The organism is Flocculibacter collagenilyticus, assembly GCF_016469335.1.
GTDB classification, from domain to species: domain Bacteria; phylum Pseudomonadota; class Gammaproteobacteria; order Enterobacterales; family Alteromonadaceae; genus Flocculibacter; species Flocculibacter collagenilyticus.
Genome location: NZ_CP059888.1, coordinates 2,894,514 through 2,915,023 on the forward strand (window position 1 = coordinate 2,894,514; position 20,510 = coordinate 2,915,023).

At 39.7% G+C, this 20,510-nt stretch carries 21 protein-coding genes and 7 tRNA genes; 14 read left to right on the plus strand and 14 right to left on the minus strand.

Annotated features, from left to right (window positions below):
• Positions 1-43 precede the first annotated feature (43 nt).
• The 5 genes from HUU81_RS12825 to HUU81_RS12845 form a co-directional block, all read right to left on the minus strand.
• Complete coding sequence (locus tag HUU81_RS12825; protein WP_199609321.1) at positions 44-646, minus strand: outer membrane beta-barrel protein; 603 nt, start codon at positions 644-646, stop codon at positions 44-46.
• Between the two features lie 8 nt (positions 647-654).
• On the minus strand, positions 655-1,728 hold the full coding sequence (gene rlmM / locus HUU81_RS12830) for a 23S rRNA (cytidine(2498)-2'-O)-methyltransferase RlmM (protein ID WP_199609322.1): 1,074 nt from the start codon (positions 1,726-1,728) through the stop codon (positions 655-657).
• A 67-nt stretch (positions 1,729-1,795) separates the two neighbouring features.
• Positions 1,796-2,182: a DUF423 domain-containing protein gene (locus HUU81_RS12835; protein ID WP_199609323.1), complete on the minus strand. Its 387-nt coding sequence runs from the start codon at positions 2,180-2,182 to the stop codon at positions 1,796-1,798.
• 23 nt (positions 2,183-2,205) lie between these two features.
• Complete coding sequence (locus HUU81_RS12840) at positions 2,206-2,922, minus strand: alpha/beta family hydrolase (RefSeq protein WP_233520499.1); 717 nt, start codon at positions 2,920-2,922, stop codon at positions 2,206-2,208.
• Positions 2,915-3,832, minus strand: a complete 918-nt coding sequence (locus HUU81_RS12845; protein ID WP_199609324.1) for a transcriptional regulator GcvA — start codon at positions 3,830-3,832, stop codon at positions 2,915-2,917. The genes HUU81_RS12840 and HUU81_RS12845 overlap by 8 nt, the downstream gene beginning before the upstream one ends.
• A gap of 228 nt (positions 3,833-4,060) precedes the next feature.
• Between HUU81_RS12845 and HUU81_RS12850 the strand changes: the two genes are divergently transcribed.
• Positions 4,061-4,378, plus strand: a complete 318-nt coding sequence (locus HUU81_RS12850; RefSeq protein ID WP_199609325.1) for a hypothetical protein — start codon at positions 4,061-4,063, stop codon at positions 4,376-4,378.
• An 81-nt stretch (positions 4,379-4,459) separates the two neighbouring features.
• Here HUU81_RS12850 and kdsA read toward each other — a convergent pair whose 3' ends face one another.
• From kdsA to hemA, 8 genes are all read right to left on the minus strand, one after another.
• The gene (gene kdsA, locus HUU81_RS12855; RefSeq protein ID WP_199609326.1) at positions 4,460-5,302 is read right to left on the minus strand and encodes a 3-deoxy-8-phosphooctulonate synthase; all 843 of its coding nucleotides are present in this window, start codon (positions 5,300-5,302) and stop codon (positions 4,460-4,462) included.
• A gap of 87 nt (positions 5,303-5,389) precedes the next feature.
• Positions 5,390-6,640: a DUF819 family protein gene (locus tag HUU81_RS12860; RefSeq protein WP_199609327.1), complete on the minus strand. Its 1,251-nt coding sequence runs from the start codon at positions 6,638-6,640 to the stop codon at positions 5,390-5,392.
• 65 nt (positions 6,641-6,705) lie between these two features.
• Positions 6,706-7,500, minus strand: coding sequence for a tetratricopeptide repeat protein (locus HUU81_RS12865; RefSeq protein WP_199609328.1), 795 nt, complete (start codon positions 7,498-7,500; stop codon positions 6,706-6,708).
• A gap of 164 nt (positions 7,501-7,664) precedes the next feature.
• Positions 7,665-8,039, minus strand: a complete 375-nt coding sequence (locus HUU81_RS12870) for a SirB2 family protein (RefSeq protein WP_199609329.1) — start codon at positions 8,037-8,039, stop codon at positions 7,665-7,667.
• A 395-nt stretch (positions 8,040-8,434) separates the two neighbouring features.
• On the minus strand, positions 8,435-9,424 hold the full coding sequence (locus tag HUU81_RS12875; protein ID WP_199609330.1) for a DUF3369 domain-containing protein: 990 nt from the start codon (positions 9,422-9,424) through the stop codon (positions 8,435-8,437).
• A gap of 109 nt (positions 9,425-9,533) precedes the next feature.
• Positions 9,534-10,385, minus strand: a complete 852-nt coding sequence (gene prmC / locus HUU81_RS12880; RefSeq protein ID WP_199609331.1) for a peptide chain release factor N(5)-glutamine methyltransferase — start codon at positions 10,383-10,385, stop codon at positions 9,534-9,536.
• A gap of 115 nt (positions 10,386-10,500) precedes the next feature.
• Positions 10,501-11,589, minus strand: a complete 1,089-nt coding sequence (gene prfA / locus HUU81_RS12885; RefSeq protein ID WP_199609332.1) for a peptide chain release factor 1 — start codon at positions 11,587-11,589, stop codon at positions 10,501-10,503.
• An 8-nt stretch (positions 11,590-11,597) separates the two neighbouring features.
• Entirely contained in the window at positions 11,598-12,851 is a 1,254-nt protein-coding gene (hemA, locus tag HUU81_RS12890; protein WP_199609333.1) for a glutamyl-tRNA reductase, read from the minus strand.
• A gap of 96 nt (positions 12,852-12,947) precedes the next feature.
• Here hemA and lolB point away from each other — a divergent pair, with 96 nt between their 5' ends.
• The 13 genes from lolB to HUU81_RS12955 all read left to right on the plus strand — a co-directional run bounded on the left by lolB (position 12,948) and on the right by HUU81_RS12955 (position 19,135).
• Positions 12,948-13,574 carry a lipoprotein insertase outer membrane protein LolB gene (gene lolB, locus HUU81_RS12895; protein WP_199609334.1) on the plus strand — a complete coding sequence of 209 codons (627 nt, stop codon included), beginning with the start codon at positions 12,948-12,950 and terminating at the stop codon, positions 13,572-13,574.
• A 3-nt stretch (positions 13,575-13,577) separates the two neighbouring features.
• The gene (gene ispE, locus HUU81_RS12900; protein ID WP_233520500.1) at positions 13,578-14,474 is read left to right on the plus strand and encodes a 4-(cytidine 5'-diphospho)-2-C-methyl-D-erythritol kinase; all 897 of its coding nucleotides are present in this window, start codon (positions 13,578-13,580) and stop codon (positions 14,472-14,474) included.
• Between the two features lie 20 nt (positions 14,475-14,494).
• A tRNA-Gln gene (locus HUU81_RS12905) sits at positions 14,495-14,566 on the plus strand.
• 42 nt (positions 14,567-14,608) lie between these two features.
• A complete protein-coding gene (locus HUU81_RS12910) occupies positions 14,609-15,556 on the plus strand; it encodes a ribose-phosphate pyrophosphokinase (protein ID WP_199609335.1) in 948 nt (315 codons plus the stop codon).
• A 284-nt stretch (positions 15,557-15,840) separates the two neighbouring features.
• Entirely contained in the window at positions 15,841-16,461 is a 621-nt protein-coding gene (locus HUU81_RS12915) for a 50S ribosomal protein L25/general stress protein Ctc (protein ID WP_199609336.1), read from the plus strand.
• Between the two features lie 127 nt (positions 16,462-16,588).
• Positions 16,589-17,182 carry an aminoacyl-tRNA hydrolase gene (gene pth, locus HUU81_RS12920; RefSeq protein WP_199609337.1) on the plus strand — a complete coding sequence of 198 codons (594 nt, stop codon included), beginning with the start codon at positions 16,589-16,591 and terminating at the stop codon, positions 17,180-17,182.
• A 26-nt stretch (positions 17,183-17,208) separates the two neighbouring features.
• Complete coding sequence (gene ychF, locus HUU81_RS12925) at positions 17,209-18,300, plus strand: redox-regulated ATPase YchF (protein WP_199609338.1); 1,092 nt, start codon at positions 17,209-17,211, stop codon at positions 18,298-18,300.
• A gap of 241 nt (positions 18,301-18,541) precedes the next feature.
• Positions 18,542-18,618: transfer RNA gene (locus HUU81_RS12930), tRNA-Met, on the plus strand.
• Positions 18,619-18,645: 27 nt separating this feature from the next.
• A tRNA-Leu gene (locus HUU81_RS12935) sits at positions 18,646-18,730 on the plus strand.
• Positions 18,731-18,740: 10 nt separating this feature from the next.
• Positions 18,741-18,815: transfer RNA gene (locus tag HUU81_RS12940), tRNA-Gln, on the plus strand.
• A gap of 46 nt (positions 18,816-18,861) precedes the next feature.
• A tRNA-Met gene (locus tag HUU81_RS12945) sits at positions 18,862-18,938 on the plus strand.
• Positions 18,939-18,967: 29 nt separating this feature from the next.
• A tRNA-Leu gene (locus HUU81_RS12950) sits at positions 18,968-19,052 on the plus strand.
• Between the two features lie 8 nt (positions 19,053-19,060).
• Positions 19,061-19,135: transfer RNA gene (locus tag HUU81_RS12955), tRNA-Gln, on the plus strand.
• Positions 19,136-19,297: 162 nt separating this feature from the next.
• Here HUU81_RS12955 and HUU81_RS12960 read toward each other — a convergent pair.
• Positions 19,298-20,497: an FAD-dependent monooxygenase gene (locus HUU81_RS12960; protein WP_199609339.1), complete on the minus strand. Its 1,200-nt coding sequence runs from the start codon at positions 20,495-20,497 to the stop codon at positions 19,298-19,300.
• Positions 20,498-20,510: the final 13 nt, after the last annotated feature.

Below are 20,510 nucleotides of genomic sequence, written 5' to 3' on the forward strand. Positions count from 1 at the left end.
GCGGGTTTTTTCTTATACGTAAGTAACTGTAAATAGTGACTGCTTAGAAAGCATATACAACACCTAAATAAGCATTTTGGATGGTGAGATCACCTTCAGCATGCATGCGTTCATACTCCGTTCTAATTCGCCATGATTTTGACAAGTTTTGCTCCCATCCCAAGCCAAACGTTAGTGCATTATCATTTAGGTGTTTTTCACAGCGATTGTTATTTTCAACCACGGTGTAAGTTCCTGAACATGTTGTTTGACCGTATACCACTTGCGTTGCATCTAATTTAGTCGCACCTATTTTGTAATATAGCTGGCCAGCTTGCGATGAGGCGATACCTAATAATGATAAACTAATGCCCTCGCCTTCAAATCCATTTTTAAATACTGTGTTTGACGTATCTGTATCAACATTAACAAATACCGTTCGCACCTCTTCAACCTCTCCTAAGTCAGCATAGCCAAGCTCAATCGCCCATTGTGGATGAATCCGTAAACCTGTCACGACCTTAATTGCGCTATTGTCGCTATTTCGACCTTCATTCTCGATTTTTCCATAACTGGTGAATGCACCGACATACACTGACTCTGCCGCCACATTCCATGACAGTATTGAAAAACAAGCAAGTGTTGTAAAAAGTTTCTGTAGTTTCATTCTAATTTTTACCTAGTGATGTGTAATTTGCGAATGTGTACGGTGATTTCTTCACGATCATGATACAAGTGCTTAGCTTGTAATTCGTATTTTATTCCATACTCTTTTAATAAATTTTTCGCTATTTCAATGCTTTCTTGCACTGTTTCATATCGTTTCTTCATGGGCAATTTTAAATTAAAAATCGTTTCTTGGCACCACCCATTACATAACCATTGTGCCATTAATGCAGCTACCCGTGTTGGTTTCTCAATCATGTCGCACACCAACCAGTAATTTGCGCTAGCTTTAGGCTCAAATTTAAAGCCGTCTTCACGATAGTGAGTAACTAACCCCGTACCCATTAAATATTCATCCATAGCGCCATTATCTATTGCTGCTACACGCATCCCTCTTTCAACTAGTTGATAAGTCCAGCCCCCCGGGCACGCCCCTAAATCAACCGCATGAAGGCCAGCACCTAAACGCTGCTCAGTATTTTCTCTAATGAAAAGGTTAAAGGCTTCATCTAGCTTCAAGGTTGAGCGACTTGGCGCTTTAGATGGAAATTTTAAGCGTGGTATCCCCATGTGGTACGGCGAATTATTATTACTGTATGACACGCCAATAAATGCCCTGTCATTGGCAGTAAACATTATGTGCATAACTGGTTTATTAGTTTGCTCTGTTCGCGTTAATTTATTATTTTTACGAAGCGCCTGACGCAATGGCACTGCGAATTTCTTGCAAAATTTACTCAGTTCTTTAGCTTCATTTGTATCTGCGGTTTCAACTCGCAACTCTCCGCAAAGCGGAAAATCTGTGATCACATTTAGTACTGCTGACACACGATCGTCCAATGGCATATCAGTCACTTCTGGTACACTTGCAAAAAACTGTCTGGCAAAAATGAAGCTTGAAAAATCAATTTTTTTAATTAGCTTTTTTGCATCATCGCTCTGATAACACTCAAATACCACATACCCACTGTTAGCGGTGGCTCTAGGGAAACCAAAAACATCGATTTGCGAGGCTTTTTCTTGTATTTCGGCCGCACAGTCATTTTCAAAACCTTGGCGGCAGTACAACACTAAACTATTCACTATTATTTCACTTTTAGTTTTTATGTATGATTTCTATATTTATTTAACGTTGAGGGATGCAATAATGCTAAGACTTAACAACGGCATACGCCAATACGCACCAGCCTAGAATAAAGCATAGCCCTCCTAATGGCGTAACTGGACCCCAGATTTTATTTTGTGTTAGTGCCAATAAATATAGGCTGCCACTAAATAACACTGTACCTAATATAAACAACCCAGCCGCAACCGTTAATGGCGTAGCGCTTGATACTTCGTGGCTAACTTGTTGCTTGATAAGAACGCCAACGGCCAACAATGCCAAAGCATGAAACATTTGGTATTGCACACCTGTTTGGAATACGCTGATAAGGTGCGCAGGTAACTTTCCTTTTAATGCGTGTGCAGCAAATGCCCCCAATATTACTGTGAGCGCACCACTGACACTACCTACTAAGAGAATTATTTTTTCCATTACGCGACTCCGTGTTTGGACTTTTACTCAGGTAAATCTGCTTTAATAAATTTAATCGTTCTTTCAACTGCTTGTTGAATATTATGCTCAAGAGTAAGGCCACTGGCTTTTCTTGGCTTAAAGCTATGATCACCGTCTTTCAAAAACGATAAGATTATATTATTAGATAATGAATAGCTTTGGATTTCGCTTTCATTGCCAAACGTATCTCGCTCACCTTGCAGTATCAGTAGCTTTGATTGAAATGCTGCTAAGTGTTCAGTACGGAGTTTGTCAGGCTTTCCTGGCGGATGGAATGGATAACCAAATACAACGATCCCCGATAGTGTATCTGAATAGCTTGACGGCAGCAGCGTAGACATTCTGCCCCCCATTGATTTACCACCAACAAACAAGGGCAAGTGCTTATCGACGCCAGATACTTCTCCTTGTTGAACTTGATCAATAATTGCCTGATAAGCGCTTAGGAGTACCTCGGCCTTATTAGGCGGCCGTTTTTTCCCGTCAATCATGCGTTGTTGCATATAAGGGAAATTGAAGCGAATCACATTTATATTGGCGGCCTGTAATGCTATTGCGATTTGCTCCATAAAATCTGAAGCCATATCTGCACCAGCACCATGTGCAAAGATGAAGTTTGCTTGAGCCTTCACTGCCAAATTGATTGATAAGTTACTTGCTTGGTTGTTTGACATCTTTTCACTATTTACCTTGCCATTAGTGGCCTTATCATTATTCATCTTGAACAAACTCTTGCTCTTGTTGCTCTTGCTCCACCATGCTTAGCATCCAATCTCTGAACGCAACTATTTTACCGAGTTCAGATTGGCTCGAGTCACAGACCAAATAGTATGCGTTTTTACTAACCAACACATTGTTAAACGGAATCACTAAGCGGCCAGCATCTAACTCAGGTTTAGCTAATACACTATGTCCTAGCGCAACGCCTTGGCCGTGCGCAGCTGCTTGTAATACCATTGAAGAGTGACTGAAAATTGGCCCTTGGTTTACATTAATACCTTTAATGTCTTGCTGTTTCATCCACTCTTTCCAATCTTTACGTGAGCCATCATGAAGCAGTACATGATTTTTAAGATCATCTGCAGATTTGAGTGGCTTTGGCCCATTTAATATTAACGGTGAACATACTGGAATAAGATACTCGGTATGTAATTTATCGGCGTGTATATTTGCCCACTTGCCTTTACCATAATAAATAGCAACATCGACATCATCTGTTAAAGAACCTTCTTCTAAATCTACTGCTTTAATTCGTACATCTATTTCCGGATGAATTTCGCTAAATAAATTGAGTCTTGGTACTAACCACTGAATCGCGAAGCTAGGCGGTAAACTAACCGTAATCGCGCCTTTAGCACCTCTAGCTAATAATTTTTCGGTTGCATCATGTAGTTGCCCAAAGATGTCCTTTATATCAAGAAAGTAACTTTGCCCTTCTTCCGTCAATAATAAAGAACGGTTTTTACGCATAAAAAGTTTTAAGCCTAAGTGCTCTTCCAATGCTTTAATTTGATGAGAAACCGCGGCCTGTGTTACGTACAGCTCTTCCGCAGCCTTAGTAAAACTTAGCTGCCTTGCCGCAACTTCAAACGCCTTGAGAGCGTTTAGGGGAGGTAACCTTCTTGACATGACAATTCCGTGAAAGATTCATTAGTTTTTATAATGCAATTGTATTACATTTAATCATTTTTTAAAAACAATTTTTTAAACTATATTACACACGCAGAACAGAAAGGCTTTATGTTTAAGGGTTTAACGGGGTAACTAAAAATATAACGTCTAACAACTGCATTTTTATGCACTTTTTAATCATTAATATTTTTAACCTGAAATATGTACCAGTTTGGGAGCCAAATTATGAAATCGTACACACTTATTAAACCAGCTATGCTAACTTTAATTGCCGTTACCACTTTAAGCACATTTAACATTCAAGCTAATACACAAACAAATAATGCCGTATCGTCAACTGATATTGATGATACTAATAAACATGTATCACAGCTAATTACTTCTGCTCAGCACACCTTAAGCAATGAAATTAGCCAAACGAACAAGGTGAACGCTCAACAAGCATTAACAAGTGCACACGCTTTGTTAATGACCATGTTAGAGCCAGTTACGCTGCCTGCTGACACAGGGTTAACAACTATTGTAGAGTCTATTGCAGAGTAATACTGCAACTCTTGCTTCCAGTTAACGAGTGATGCCCGAAAAAGCGCATCACTCGCTTTAACCAACTAGAGTTTGTTTATCTTAACGAATCTCAATCGGTGTAAATTGCTTCACTAAATCATCAACCGCTTTCATTTGCGCTAAGAATGGCTTCAGCTTATCCAGCGGCAATGCGCATGGTCCATCACACTTAGCGTTATCAGGGTCAGGGTGCGACTCAATAAATAAACCTGCTAAACCTAATGCCATTCCACTACGTGATAGCTCAACCGCCTGAGCACGTCGGCCATCAGCAGAATCTGTTCGTCCACCAGGGCGCTGTAATGCATGTGTTGAGTCAAACATAACAGGCGCTAGCGTCTTCATATCATCCATACCTAGCATATCAACAACTAAGTTGTTATAACCAAATTGTGAACCTCGTTCGCATAAGATAACTTGTTCATTACCCGCTTCGGCAAACTTCTTAATAATATGTCGCATTTCATGTGGCGCTAAAAACTGTGGCTTCTTCACATTAATAACCGCACCTGTTTTAGCCATTGCCACTACCAAGTCAGTTTGACGGGCAAGAAAAGCTGGTAGCTGGATGATATCCACAACTTCTGCCACTGGTGCGGCTTGGTGCGGCTCGTGCACATCAGTAATAATAGGTACATTGAACGTTGATTTGATCTCTTCAAAAATTTTCAAACCCTCATCCATACCTGGACCGCGATAAGAGTTGATAGATGAGCGGTTCGCTTTATCAAATGAAGCTTTGAATACATAGGGAATATTTAATTCGTCAGTTACCTTTACGTATTCTTCTGCTATACGCATCGCTAAATCGCGAGACTCTAAAACATTCATCCCACCAAATAAAACAAAAGGTAAATGATTCGCGACTTCAATATCTTGAACTTTTATGATTTGTTGATTCATTTCTTAATCCTGAAAAGAAAAATGAACGGCAAAATAACCGTTCATTTTATTATAGAAAGTTTTTCTAGTTATACGTCTAAAACGCGTCTACGAAGACACTAATTGCATTAGCTGTCCGCAGAACCAAGCCATGTAAGTACCAACTGCATAACCAAATACCGCTAATAATACACCTACAGGCGCTAACGATGGATGGAATGCAGATGCCACAACAGGTGCTGACGCAGCACCGCCGACATTGGCTTGGCTACCAACCGCCATATAGAAAAGTGGTGCTTTAATTAATTTAGCGACTATTAGCATGATTGAAGCGTGTACTAGCATCCAAATAATACCAATAACAAAGTAAATTGGCGTTTCAAATATCGCCATAATATCCATGTGCATACCAATTGATGCAATTAATATATATAAATACACGGTTGCCACTTTAGACGCACCTGCGGCTTCAATTTTCCTTACACGTGTGAAAGATAATGCTATACCAATAGTCGTTGTGATAATAATCATCCAGAAGAATTTACTGTGAAAACTAAGCTTTTTAGTTTCTGGATAATGCTCAATGAAAAATGGCGTAATGAAGTCAGCCATAAAGTGCGCTAAGCCTGTAATACCAAAACCAATAGCAACAATCGTCATGTAATCATTGGCATTCGGCATTCTTGAGTGTTCTGCATGATAAGCTTCCGCCTTTTTGCGTAGCCTAGTAATTGCAGTGGTATCAGCGCCTGTTTTTGCATCAATACTTTTTGCATTAGCCGCCATAAATAGCAGCACTGCCATCCATATGTTCGCAACGATAACATCTACTGTTACCATAATAGAGAATATATTGCCTCCAACTTCATAAATTTCCTTCATTGACGCTTGGTTAGCACCACCGCCTATCCAACTACCTGCAACCGTTGTCATTCCTCGCCACAACGCCTCTGGCCCAGCGCCTCCAACTAACTCAGGCTGAAAGGCTGAAATAATCAGAATAGAAATAGGCCCACCTATTACAATGCCGACCGTTCCCACCAAGAACATAATTAACGCTTTTGGACCTAAAGATAAAATAGCCTTTAAATCTACACTTAAGGTTAATAGTACTAAACACGCTGGCAACAGCACCCTTGAAGCAACCCAATATACTTTTGAGTGTTCACCATCAATAATATTAAATGTATTTAATAAGGAAGGTAGGAAGTAACACAATAATATGACGGGTACATATTTGTAAAACTTCTGCCAAAATGGATTACTACTATGACTGGTTTTAAAAATTAACCCTAACAGAACCGCTAGGATCCCCAAAACGGTTACATCGTTTTGGATAAGCACTTCACTTGCCGACATGGAATCTCCACTAATTATTTTTATAAATTTTTTGAAGCGTGTTGTTTAAAAGTTTTAAAGCATCACTAATGCAAAATATGACGTTTTCTTTTCATATCAGCTAATTGTAACTTCATGATATCTGCGACCGGATCTTGCGGGCACTTTTCTATGAAAAACTCAAAGTCAGCGCACGCGACTTTATAACAATCTAACTGTTGCAATAAAAAGCCACGATCACGTCGTTCGTATGGATCCTCGGGCGATAATTGCATGAGTAAATCTACACAGCACAACGCTTGGGATAGCAACCCTTCATCCATAAATGCCATTTTTTGATAGCCTAATAGCATTTTAAATATCCCCTCTGAGGATATCGTTTCGTACGGTCGAGTATCAATTAATTTACTTTCATTTTCTACTTCAATAAAGCGCTCTTGCATGCCAGATGCTGGCTCTATAAGAAAGTACTCACTATCACTTATCTTGACATGTAAGTGGATACTTTCTTGATAAATAACTAAAGAAGAGTCAAATGATAAGGAATTTAGAATATGACTAATAATAATACCGAGGGTAACTTCGTCACCTGTCCTAAAATAAACACCATAGGAAGGACTCAAAAGTAAGGATTCAGGGATGGGTTGACAGGTACTTGAAAACATTAACTCGCCATATAACAAGTCCAAAACGCTATCTAAGTTATCAGCATCAGACTCATCTGGCTTTATAGACAATGTTGCAGTATCAACTATCTCTGCAACTTTTTGTTTTGTATCTGAAATACTAAGCTGTTGATTCCAACGCTTTTCAAATAACAAAGCATTGGTAAAAATATCTTCACTGGATAGTAATTCGTTTACCACTTTTACTTCTAACATTAATTAATTTGGAACCTTATTTTTCACTTTATCTAATAACTACAACTGGATGTTGAGAGAACACCTAAATACTGTCATTCGGATAGGCTATTATTAATACGCCGAATTCAGTAAATAAACACCTTTAAGTGAGTAGTCACTACGCTTAAGCATTTTACTTTCTATTAGCTTAAAAAAATAGGTTGTTTAGTTACTGCAAGCTTCGCAATTAACCCTAACCAACCAAACGCACCTAACATTGCAATCCAGCGTAACTGAGTTGTACGCCCTTTTAACGCCATTGTGCCCATAAGAATATATGCCACAACGGCAAAAATTTTCTCAGTTAACCATTTATCTTGAAAAGGGTATTGGCTGATCATAAAACATAAGCCGAATGCTGAGATTAATAACAATGTGTCATTAATATGAGGCACTATTTTAACCCAACGCTTTTCTAACATTGGAGAGCTTTTCAACATCCAAGCAAAACGCAATACCAATAATGATACGCTTAAAAGTACAAAAGTTAGATGCAAGTGTTTAACTGCCATATACATAATTGTTGGCGCTCCGTATCAAATGAGGTTTGATTTTATTAAGTACAATACCCTGTTTATTAATCACTATGAATGATAAATCAGGTTATTTAGCTAAAACAGCACAGGTATTTTCTGGAGCGCTAATTGGCTCCGTTTAAAACAACCTATCCTCTAAAAATTTAGCGCTGGGTAATATACTACTATTTAGGTATGCATTTCAAAATTGCTTTAAAAAAAGTGCGCGATAGCTCACCCGTAACATAATAATATGGAGCTGTGGGGCTTTTTTGCTGATTCAATCAAGTGATGAATAGAAGAGAAATTAACGTTAGTTATAATTTTAATAAAACCTAAGCGAACATAACTCTAAGTTATGTTTAACACTATGCACGATATGTTGTGAAAACGTTTTTTTATAAGTACTTCGCTAACTCTTGTTTCATTTGCATATTTTCATAAGCGATTTGCACTTTCTTAGTAAAAATTTCTATCAAACATTGTTGGCAAGGGGTTAAGCATAAAGGAATAATTGCATAATAGAGTAATGACTCGGAGCTGTAATCACTTACACAAAAAGAACATAAGTATTCAGCGTCATATACCAGTTTTTTCTGTCTGTATGATTGCTCAAGCGTATCGACCAATTCGTCTGAAAAACATTGTGATAAGGATTTTCCTTTTTTATCAGAAAAGCTTCCTCCGCTAGCTATAATCTTGATATCGCCAAAAACTTCATCATTATTATTGCATTTAACAATAAAACTTGAAGCCACAGAGCTTGGAGCGAAGCACCCAATCACTGCGTTTAAGTGTTCTTGCAACCCGTCAACAAACTCCTCTGCCGTTGTTTTCTCAAACATGTTCGTTGAACCTATTAACACTTCTTTTTGGACTAGGCGGCTTTTATTTAGTATATCCATTTCGCTGTATGAACGGATACTCGCCATCATTACCGTAAATAGTTTTTGGGCAGTAAGCTCTGTTTTATGCTTATAATCGTTGATATCATAATCCACAATCACTTTTCGTTCAGGGGCCTGGCCCGGCTGTCCAGTACGAAGAATGATACGAGTAATATGGTTATCAAGCGTTTCGCGTATAAATTCTGCTACCCTTAGACCAGCATCTTCGGTCTCCATCACTACATCTAATAAAACTAACGCAATATCTGGGGTCTCTTTAAGAATAGCTTTCGCTTCATGTGCTGAATATGCTGACATAAATTCAAGTGAGCGTGCTAAGTATTCAAAGTCGCTCATTGCTAACTTTGTTACTGTATGAACTTCAGGCTCATCATCAACAATTAGTACTTTCCATGATGTTGGGGCATTAAATGGGAGGGCGTTCGACGGATCAAGGCTGGTATTTCTATCATCATCAACAAATAAAAAATCATTGGGCATGATGCACTCCTGCAAACTGTTGTTCCCACGATAGGAAACAAAAAACTCTACTCCTAAGTTATATAAGTGAAATGGCATTTATGCAAATGCGAATAACATTTATTTAATATTATTTTTCCATCCATTTCCCAAAAGTTGCACGGTCATTGTTACCATAATCTTTAATCGTTGATATGCCGACAAAATTTTCTGCATTAAAGATTTTTTGTACTGCGCCAGCCTGATTATAACCATGCTCCACAACCACATAACCGCCTTTCGCTAAGAAGCGCTTACTTGCTTGCACTATATGCTTGATATCAGCTAAACCTTGCTCTTTTGCTACTAATGCTGATTTTGGTTCAAAGATAACGTCGCCCTGTTCTAAATGCGGATCGGTTTCACAGATATAAGGTGGATTGCTAATAATCAAGTCAAGTGGCTGTGTACAATGCTTAGCCACGTTTTCGTACCAATTACTCTGAAAGATAGTGCAATTAGCTAGCTGTAGCCGTTGCTTATTACGCTCAGCTAACGCGACAACGTCATCAAATAAGTCACACCCAAACACTTGCCACTGCGGCTGTTCGTAAGCGAGTGCAAGTGCTATTGCCCCGGTTCCAGTGCCTAAATCCAATACATTTGCTTCTTGCTTCTGGCAAAGCGTTAAAGCATGTTCAACAATCACCTCGGTATCAGGCCTTGGTATCAAGGTTTTATTAGACACTTCTAAATCAAATTGCCAAAAACCCCGATAACCCAAAAGATGAGCAATAGGCTTACCAGCAAAGCGTTGTGAAACTAACTGTTGAAATAACTGTGTTTGTTCTTCATTTACTGTGTTTTCAGGCCACGTTTTTAAGTACGTTGTTGACTTATTTAGCACATATGCTAATAAAAGCTCACAATCCAATTTTGCAGAGTCTGATGTTTTACTTAACTTAGTAATCGCTTGGTTGAGTAAAGATTGAATGGTAGCCATAAAGTTACTCGAAAAATGGTTAATAAAAGTGTAGCCAAAAAATAAGGCAGGAATTTCCTGCCTTAAAGATAATTGCGAATAGTATGCTCTAGCTAGCGCTGAAAGCTACACTGGCTTAAGCCTCGTCGCTCATCGCCGCTAATAAGTCAGCTTGATACTCTTGTACCAACGGACCAATAACAGGATCTACATCCCCTTCCATCACTTCATTTAATTTATACAAAGTTAAGTTAATGCGGTGATCTGTTACCCTGCCTTGCGGGTAGTTATATGTTCTAATTCTATCAGAACGATCACCACTGCCAACTAAATCACGACGAGTAGATGCTTCCTCAGCACGACGTTTTTCATCTTCAGCCGCTTGAATACGTGCTTGTAACACAGACATCGCTTTCGCGCGGTTTTTATGCTGCGAGCGCTCATCTTGACACTCAACTACAGTGCCTGTTGGTAAGTGGGTAATACGAATGGCTGAATCAGTTTTGTTAACGTGCTGACCACCTGCACCTGATGCTCTAAATGTATCTACTTTTAGGTCTGCTGAATTAATTACAATCGCTTCGCTTTCAGGGATCTCTGGCATTACCGCCACTGTGCATGCAGAAGTATGAATACGCCCCTGCGATTCTGTTTCTGGTACACGTTGAACGCGGTGTGCTCCTGATTCAAACTTTAAGTGACCGTATACGCCAGTACCGTCAATTTTTAAAATAATCTCTTTATAACCGCCATGATCACCTTCACTTTCATTCATAACCTCAACGCGCCATTTTTTAGTTTCAGCGTAGCGGCTATACATTCTAAATAAGTCGCCTACAAAAATAGCGGCTTCATCACCACCGGTTCCTGCTCGAATTTCTAAGAAGCAGTTATTGTCGTCTTTTGGATCCTTTGGCAGCATAAGTATTTGAATATCGTCAGCAAGCTTTTCAACCTGTTCTTTCGCTTCTTTAAACTCTTCTTGTGCCATTTCTCGCATATCAGGATCGTTATCTTTTAACATTTCTTCCGCAGCAGCGACATCTTCTACTGCTTGTTGATAGGCTTGAAATGTTTTAGTGACCCCTTCCAATTCAGAGTACTCTTTTGAAAGCGCTCTAAACTTATCTTGATTTCCAATTACCTCTGGATCGCTTAATAACGCTTGAACTTCTTCATAGCGCTCTACTAAGGCTTCCAGTTTACGGTAAACTGACTCTTTCATCGAATATCCTACTTCTCTATGCCTAATATGCTTTTCAATACAGTAAGCTTATCTACCGCGCCGTTTTGTGCCGCATCTTTTATTGCGGTAGTAGGCGCATGCATTAGGCGATTTGTTAATTTATTTGCAAGCTCAACAATTACAACATCAACGTCTACACCAGACGCTAATTGATTACTTGCTCGCTCTACTAATTCTAGTTTGATTTGGTCGCACTGCTGGCGATAATCTTTGATAATATCAATGGAGTTTAACGACTTGGTCCATCGATCAAATTCTTCACTTTTGTTTTGAACAATTTGCTCAGCTTCTTCAGCCGCTTTTTCTCTGGATGCTACATTCTGCGCCACAATACTTTGTAAATCGTCTACCGTATATAAAAAAGCTTCATCAATTTCCGATACTTGCCCTTCAATATCTCTTGGTACTGCTAAATCAACAAAAAACATGGGTTTATATTTTCGCTTTTTGATTGCTTGTTCAACCATGCCTTTACCAATAATCGGTAGTGTACTTGCTGTTGAACTGATTACGACATCAGCCTCTGCTAACACCTCTGGCACTTGCCCTAATGAAATCACCGTTGCGTCAAATAATTTCGCTAACGACTCAGCACGAGCAATGGTTCTATTAGCGACTGTAATATTAGAAGCGCCCTGTTCAGTTAGGTGTTTAGCAACTAGCTCTATTGTTTCACCTGCACCAACCAGCAATACTTTAACAGGTGTTAAGGAGCCAAATATATGCTTTGCTAAATTAACCGATGCAAAGGCAACCGAGACGGCACTGGCACCTATGTCTGTTTCTGTTCGCACAAGCTTGGCAACTGAAAAAGTTTTTTGAAACAGTTTCTCAAAGAGCATGGAAACCGTGTCGGCAGCTTTAGCTTGTCGAAACGACTGTTTAATTTGACCTAATATTTGCGGCTCACCTAATACCAGAGAGTCTAAACCGCAAGCAACACGCATTAAATGACTAATAGCATCGGTGTCTTGATAACAATAGGTATGTGAAGCCAGCTCTTGCTTATCTACGTGGTGAAAGTTAGCTAACCATTCAATTAACGGTTCATAATTTTTTTCTGAGCTATTACAATACAGCTCGGTTCGATTGCAGGTAGATACAATAACAGCTTCATTGATCGCCGTTTGCTTTGCTAAGTTGGACAAAGCCTCGGTCATTAACTCGGGCGCAAATGCAACTTTTTCTCGCAGTGCAACGGGCGCAGTTTTGTGATTAATGCCTAAAGCCAGAATAGTCATATATGATAGTAACAGCGTAAATTTGCAATCGATAAATTAAAGAGTCACGGATTTTACGTAAATCCGATAGATATTAAAAGTAAAAGGCCAAGGTAAATGCTTCCTTTATATAAGAAACACGGTTTTATTGCGCTTTTTTACCTATTTTTGTTAGCTGGCTGTAGTAGTCACTCATTAAAGCATACTCCCACAGACACAAACTATAAGCATGTAAATGAGCTTAAAAACTGGCACATTAAGGGGAAATTAGCCTTTAAAAGCCCTCAAGATAAATTCTCTGCTAACTTAAATTGGGTGTATCAAGATAAAAACTACCAACTTAAATTATTAACGTTTCTTGGCACGTCTATTTTTACGCTTGAGTCACAGTCTGAAAGCAAACATAAGCCGTTTAAACTAGACGTAGAAGGCGAGCAATATTTTTCCGATAATGTGGATGAACTTATTTGGTCTATCACAGGAAGGCATTTACCTATTTCAGACCTGCCAACGCTGATTAAAGGTGATGTTGCTATAAAGAATAAAACAAGCAAACAATACATCATTGAGCGAAATGAGTTAGGACAATTAAATAAATTAACGTTTACCGACAACAATGGCCGTGTTTGGCAAATACATTATTTAACATACGCCAAAACAAACGGGCTGCTACTGCCAACCAACATTAAACTTCGTAGCAGCGACATATCGGTGAAAATTGCCATCAGCGAATGGATCATATAAGCAGTGAAAAACAATCAAATAACACTTACTTCTCCAGGAAAATTAAATCTATTTCTTCATATCAATGGTAAGCGGGATGACGGTTACCACGAGTTACAAAGTATTTTCCAGTTTTTTGACTTTGGTGATGAAATGCAATTTACTTGGCATAACACTCAGCAGTGCAAGCCTAACTCACCACTCGTTAAGCTAGATTGTGATATCCCTGAATTACAAAGCTCCAATAATTTAGTGTTCCAAGCGGCGAACAAGCTGGCTGAATACAGTGCTTACAAAAAGAACTTAACCATTGAGCTACTTCCTCTCGTAACCATAAAATTGATTAAGCACTTGCCAACAGGTGGTGGCATTGGCGGCGGTTCATCTAACGCAGCAACAACGTTGCTTGCCTTAAATAAAATATGGCAAATAGGTTTGTCTATTGATGAACTTGCTGATATCGGCCTTTCATTAGGCGCTGACGTTCCCGTTTTTGTTCGCGGCTATTGTGCTTTTGCCAACGGTGTAGGAGAACAATTGCTGCCTTTTAATGCACCGGAGAAATGGTATTTAATTGCGCACCCTAACTGCCATATATCAACAGCCACCGTGTTTGGCCACCCTGACTTACCTCGTAATACCCCAAAAATAACCGCCAATGATATCGCTGTTTCCACACTAAAAAATGATTGTGAGGCGTTAGTTAAAAAGCTTTACCCCGAGGTTGCAATAACCCTAAGCTGGTTGCTAGAATACGCGCCAGCAAAAATGACTGGAACAGGTGCCTGTTGCTTTGCCGAATTTGATGATAAAACATCAGCGGAAAAAGCACTGATAAACAAGCCTGATTTTGTCAATTGTTTCGTTGCTAAAGGGTTAAATAAATCCCCAGTGTTAGCAGCATTGGGATATACTATTTAACGCTACTCATAAAAGTCTGATGGGGTATCGCCAAGCGGTAAGGCACCGGGTTTTGATCTCGGCATTCATAGGTTCAAATCCTATTACCCCAGCAAACTTTTCAAAATTAATATTTAGTGCCCGAGGACCCTACCGTGCCAGATATGAAGCTTTTTGCTGGAAACGCAACACCAGAGTTAGCTGCAGAAATTGCTAAACGACTTTACATTAATTTAGGCAAAGCTGAAGTAGGCCGTTTTAGCGACGGTGAAATCAGCGTAGAAATTAAAGAAAATGTTCGTGGTGCTGATGTATTCATTATCCAATCAACTTGTGCCCCTACCAACGATAACTTAATGGAATTAATTGTAATGGTTGACGCTCTACGCAGAGCATCAGCAGGAAGAATTACTGCCGTTATCCCTTATTTTGGTTATTCTCGTCAAGATCGTCGCGTACGTTCTGCACGTGTTCCAATTACCGCCAAAGTAGTCGCAGACTTCTTATCTAGCGTAGGTGTTGATCGCGTGGTGACTGTTGATTTACATGCAGAGCAAATCCAAGGGTTCTTCGACGTACCTGTTGATAACGTATTTGGCAGCCCGATTTTAGTTGAAGATATGCGTAAGCGTGAATTTGACAACCCGGTAGTAGTGTCACCCGACATTGGCGGTGTGGTACGTGCCCGAGCAATTGCAAAATTACTTAACGACACCGACTTAGCCATTATTGATAAACGTCGCCCTAAAGCGAACGTAGCACAAGTGATGCATATTATTGGTGATGTAAGCGGTCGAGATTGTGTGATTGTTGATGACATGATTGATACCGGTGGTACATTATGCAAAGCAGCTGAAGCATTAAAAGAACATGGTGCTAAACGAGTATTTGCTTATGCAACCCATCCAGTATTTTCTGGTAACGCGGTTGAAAACCTAAAGAACTCAGTTATTGATGAAGTGGTTGTTACAGACTCTGTGCCACTATCTGATGAAATGAAAGCCATGGGTAAAGTACGTCAGCTTACATTAGGCGACATGCTGGCTGAAGCATTACGTCGTGTAAGTAATGAAGAGTCAATCTCGGCAATGTTCGAGCACTAATACACTGATAGCTTTTATTGTTATTCTGTTATCACATCACAGCAAGAACAATTTAGGCTAACAGCTAAGCAGTAAAGTGTATGATAGATGCACTTTACTGCCCTATTTACCCTTAACTTCTGTTACCTTTCAGAATCCTCTATTAAATTCCTATTTTATATTAAGTTCACATTGCCTTTTTATTGCACAAGATGGTAGAATTCTGCGCCCCAATTTTGGGATACGTTTTACTTCTTGGTCGCGGGAAGTAAATAAACATTACTTTATATATTTGGAGATCAGCCATGTCTGACGCAATTTACACATTAGATGCTGAAGTTCGTACGGAGTTAGGGAAAGGTGCGAGCCGCCGCCTACGTCACGCGAACAAAGTACCAGCTATCTTATACGGTGAGCAAAAAGATCCTATTTCTTTAACACTTGAGCACAAAGAAGTGATTCGTGCACAAGAAAATGAAGGTTTCTACTCTCATATCCTTACGTTAAACATCGACGGTTCTGCTGTTGAGTGTATTCTTAAAGATATGCAACGTCACCCGTACAAGCCTAAGGTTATGCACTTAGACTTCCAACGCATTGACGCTTCGCACAAGTTACAAACGCTTGTTCCTATTCACTTCATTAACGAAGAAAAAGCGAACGCGGTTAAAAACCAAGGCGGAACTGTAGCTCACCAAATGAACGAGATTGAAGTTTCTTGTTTACCTGCGCACCTTCCTGAGTTCATCGAAGTTGACGTAGAAAACGTAGAACTTGGTCAAACGCTTCATATTTCTGATCTAACACTTCCTAAAGGTGTTGAGTCAGTTGAACTAGCTAAAGGCGACGATCACAACCACGCAGTGCTAACTATCAATGCGCCTAAAGGTAGCAGCGAAGAAGCAACTGAAGAAGCTGCTGAGTAATAGCTCTTCTGAGTGATTAGGTACTAACTCATTAGTACCGTAGTTGTTATAAGGGAACTAACCATAATTAATGGTGATGTTCCCTTAATTTATTAACCCTCTGCATTAAGATTTGTGAGAACACTCTGTGAGCACAAATATCCAAATTATTGTGGGTCTGGCAAATCCAGGCGCTGAATATCAAAATACTCGCCACAACGCGGGCGAATGGTTTGTTAACGCGTTAGCAGATAACTACAATACTCAATTAAAGTCCGATCCAAAGCATCATGGGCTAACCGCTAAATTTTTTGCGCATGGTCAAGAATTCAGATTGCTCATCCCCACTACCTATATGAATTTAAGTGGCAAATCTGTATCTAGTCTTGCATCATTTTACAAAGTGCCAGCTGAAAATATTTTAGTGGCACACGATGAGCTTGACCTTGAACCCGGTGTGGTAAAAATTAAAAAAGGCGGTGGTCATGGCGGTCACAACGGACTAAAAGACATTATTAGCAAACTTGCCAATAATAAAGACTTCTACCGCTTACGATTGGGTATTGGCCACCCAGGTAGTAGAGAAAAGGTCACGGGCTGGGTACTTGGCAAAGCCCCGAAAACTGATCAAGATAAAATAGAACAGTGTGTCGATGAAGCCGTACGCTGTTTTGATATTTGGGCTAAAGATGGCTTAAAGCTAGCTCAAAATCGACTTCACTCATTCAAAGCAACGGCATAATAGCGTGCTAATTAGAGGTAATTGTCATGGGTTTTAAATGTGGTATTGTTGGACTACCTAATGTTGGTAAATCAACACTTTTCAATGCACTAACCAAAGCTGGCATTGATGCAGCAAACTTCCCTTTTTGTACTATTGAACCAAACACTGGCGTTGTTCCTGTTCCAGATGTAAGACTGGATAAACTTGCAGCTATCGTTAACCCACAGCGCATCTTACCAACAACAATGGAGTTTGTTGATATTGCAGGTTTGGTTGAAGGTGCGTCTAAAGGAGAAGGTCTAGGTAACAAGTTTCTAGCAAATATTCGCGAAACGGATGCCATTGGCCATGTAGTACGCTGCTTTGACGATGAAAATATTGTTCACGTTGCAGGCAAAGTTTCACCTGCGGATGATATCGATATTATCAATACAGAGCTGGCTCTGGCAGACTTGGACTCTGTAGAAAAGGCCATTTTCCGTAATGCTAAAAAAGCAAAAGGCGGCGATAAAGAAGCAAAAGCGCTATTAACGGTCTTAGAAAAGATTAAACCAACCTTAGATGAAGGTCATATGGTGCGCTCTATTGAGCTAACCAAAGAAGAAAAAGCCGTCATCAGCCCACTTAATCTTCTTACTATTAAACCAACTATGTACATTGCCAACGTAACCGAAGATGGATTTGAAAATAATCCTTATTTAGACGTTGTACGTGACATCGCAAGTAAAGAAGATGCTGTTGTTGTTGCAGTATGTGCGGCCATTGAAGCAGAGATTGCAGAGCTAGAAGACGAAGATAAAGCGGAATTCTTAGCTGAAATGGAAATTGACGAACCAGGCTTAAATCGCGTGATCCGCTCTGGCTATGAGTTATTAAACTTACATACTTATTTCACAGCGGGTGTAAAAGAAGTAAGAGCATGGACAATTCCTATTAACTCTACTGCACCACAAGCTGCCGGTAAAATTCACACCGACTTTGAAAAAGGCTTTATTCGTGCTGAAACAGTAGGCTATGACGACTATATTGAGCATAACGGTGAACAAGGTGCTAAAGACGCGGGGAAATGGCGTTTAGAAGGTAAAGATTATATTGTTAAAGATGGTGATGTGATTCATTTCAGATTTAATGTTTAATTAAAACAACCTCTATATGGTTAAATAACGCTAAAGCGCTTATTTTTACAAAAAGCTGGTATCGACCAGCTTTTTTTATTGCCATTTTTTATATTTCATATACATTTTTTCATCACCTCGACCATTAATGTTTATAAAACACTCAATCAAACCACAAAGCGCATTTTTTTATAAAAAAACTATTGACGACTAAACCTCATATCAGCATAATACGCGCCACTCGCTTGAGACGAGATTAAGTGGCTATGTAGCTCAGCTGGTTAGAGCACATCACTCATAATGATGGGGTCCCCTGTTCAAATCAGGGCATAGCCACCATTTAATCTTTGAAGTGAAATCGAATTTGCGGACGTGGTGGAATTGGTAGACACGCTGGATTTAGGTTCCAGTGCTTCACGGCGTGAGAGTTCAAGTCTCTCCGTCCGCACCATTGATTCGGTTGGGGTATCGCCAAGCGGTAAGGCACCGGGTTTTGATCTCGGCATTCATAGGTTCAAATCCTATTACCCCAGCCAACTTTTAAATGCACGGTGGGTTAAACGACCATGCTTTAACATACTTGGCTACGTAGCTCAGCTGGTTAGAGCACATCACTCATAATGATGGGGTCGCAGGTTCAAATCCCGCCGTAGCCACCATGCTCTTGCAAGAGTTTGGAAATAGTTTTGCGGACGTGGTGGAATTGGTAGACACGCTGGATTTAGGTTCCAGTGCTTCACGGCGTGAGAGTTCAAGTCTCTCCGTCCGCACCATAGACTTTTGGGGTATCGCCAAGCGGTAAGGCACCGGGTTTTGATCTCGGCATTCATAGGTTCAAATCCTATTACCCCAGCCATATAAAAAAGCCCGACTTTTTGAAGTTGGGCTTTTTTATTTCTAATTATCTTGATAGAACATACTCTGTGCAGTATGCCCTCACCTATAATCTTAGATTATTATTTATCTCAAAATCGAATCATATATAAAGTAGTGAATTAACTATTTAATTAGTTCCCACCTATTTGCCACTTAAGCCAAGCGCATGTTCAAGCACCTTCTTTTTAGCAAAAGGTAACTGCTGAGCAAGACTTAATATTCCACTTCTAAGATTTCTGAGTATTGGGTTGGTATTGCTAAATGAGTAGTAAAATAGATCCATTGCAGACATCATTAATAAATTTTGCGTTCTACGACTTTTTTCGTAGTCTTTAAGCACCTCATTGCAGGATATGCCTCTCCCCTCTGCTATCGCATTAGCTATTACTGTTGATAAGCTTTTTGCATCTTGCAACCCAATATTCACTCCCTGCCCTGCTAGCGGGTTGATGGTATGTGCGGCATCCCCTACTAGTACTACCCCGTTTTTATAATAATGATTGGCATGTTGGCGAGTAATTGGAAAGCTGGCACAATTTTGTACAGAAAAATCGCCAGGGAGCACAGGAAAGTTTGTCAATATCTCTTGTTTAAGTTGCGCGTAAGTTAGCGCTTTTAGCTGTTGGATACGTTGAGGGCTATCGTACCAAATGAGTGAAGCGTTTTGTCCAAATAAAGGCAAAAATGCCCTTGGACCAGACGGCATGAACTGCTGCCAAGTAACACTTTGTTGAGCAAATTCAGTTTCAATATTAATCACAAAGCAGTGCTGTGTATAATTCCAGCCCGTACATCCTATACCGGCTAACGTTCTTATCATCGAGTTTGCGCCATCCGCTGCAACTAATAAAGTAGCCTTTATGTGACTTTCATCGGCAAAAGACAAAATATGATGACTGTCTTTACGCGTGATACTTTGCACCTTTCTACCCATTAATAGCTCAACATCTAAGTCTTTAAATTGCTCAATTAAAGACTGTTGAATAACATTATTCTCAATAATATGGCCTAGATATTCAGTTTCAGATAGTTCATTACTAAAGCTCAGTCTATGTTGAGGCGCTTCCCATGTAACAAGCTCTTTATAAGGGCAAGATCTAATCTTTAAAATTGACGGCCATGCTTGAGCTTCACGTAAAATACGTTCAGACCCCAAGCTAATTGCTGAAACACGAAGACCAGCCTGATCATCTTCGGTTACTTTTTTAGGTAACTGATGCTCTACAACCGCAATTTTTAATTTGCTATGAGCTTTATTCTCTGAAGAAATTTGCGCCAAAAGGTTAGCCAGTGTTGCCCCTACCATTCCAGCACCAACAATTACGACATCATAATGCGCCATTATTTATCCTTTT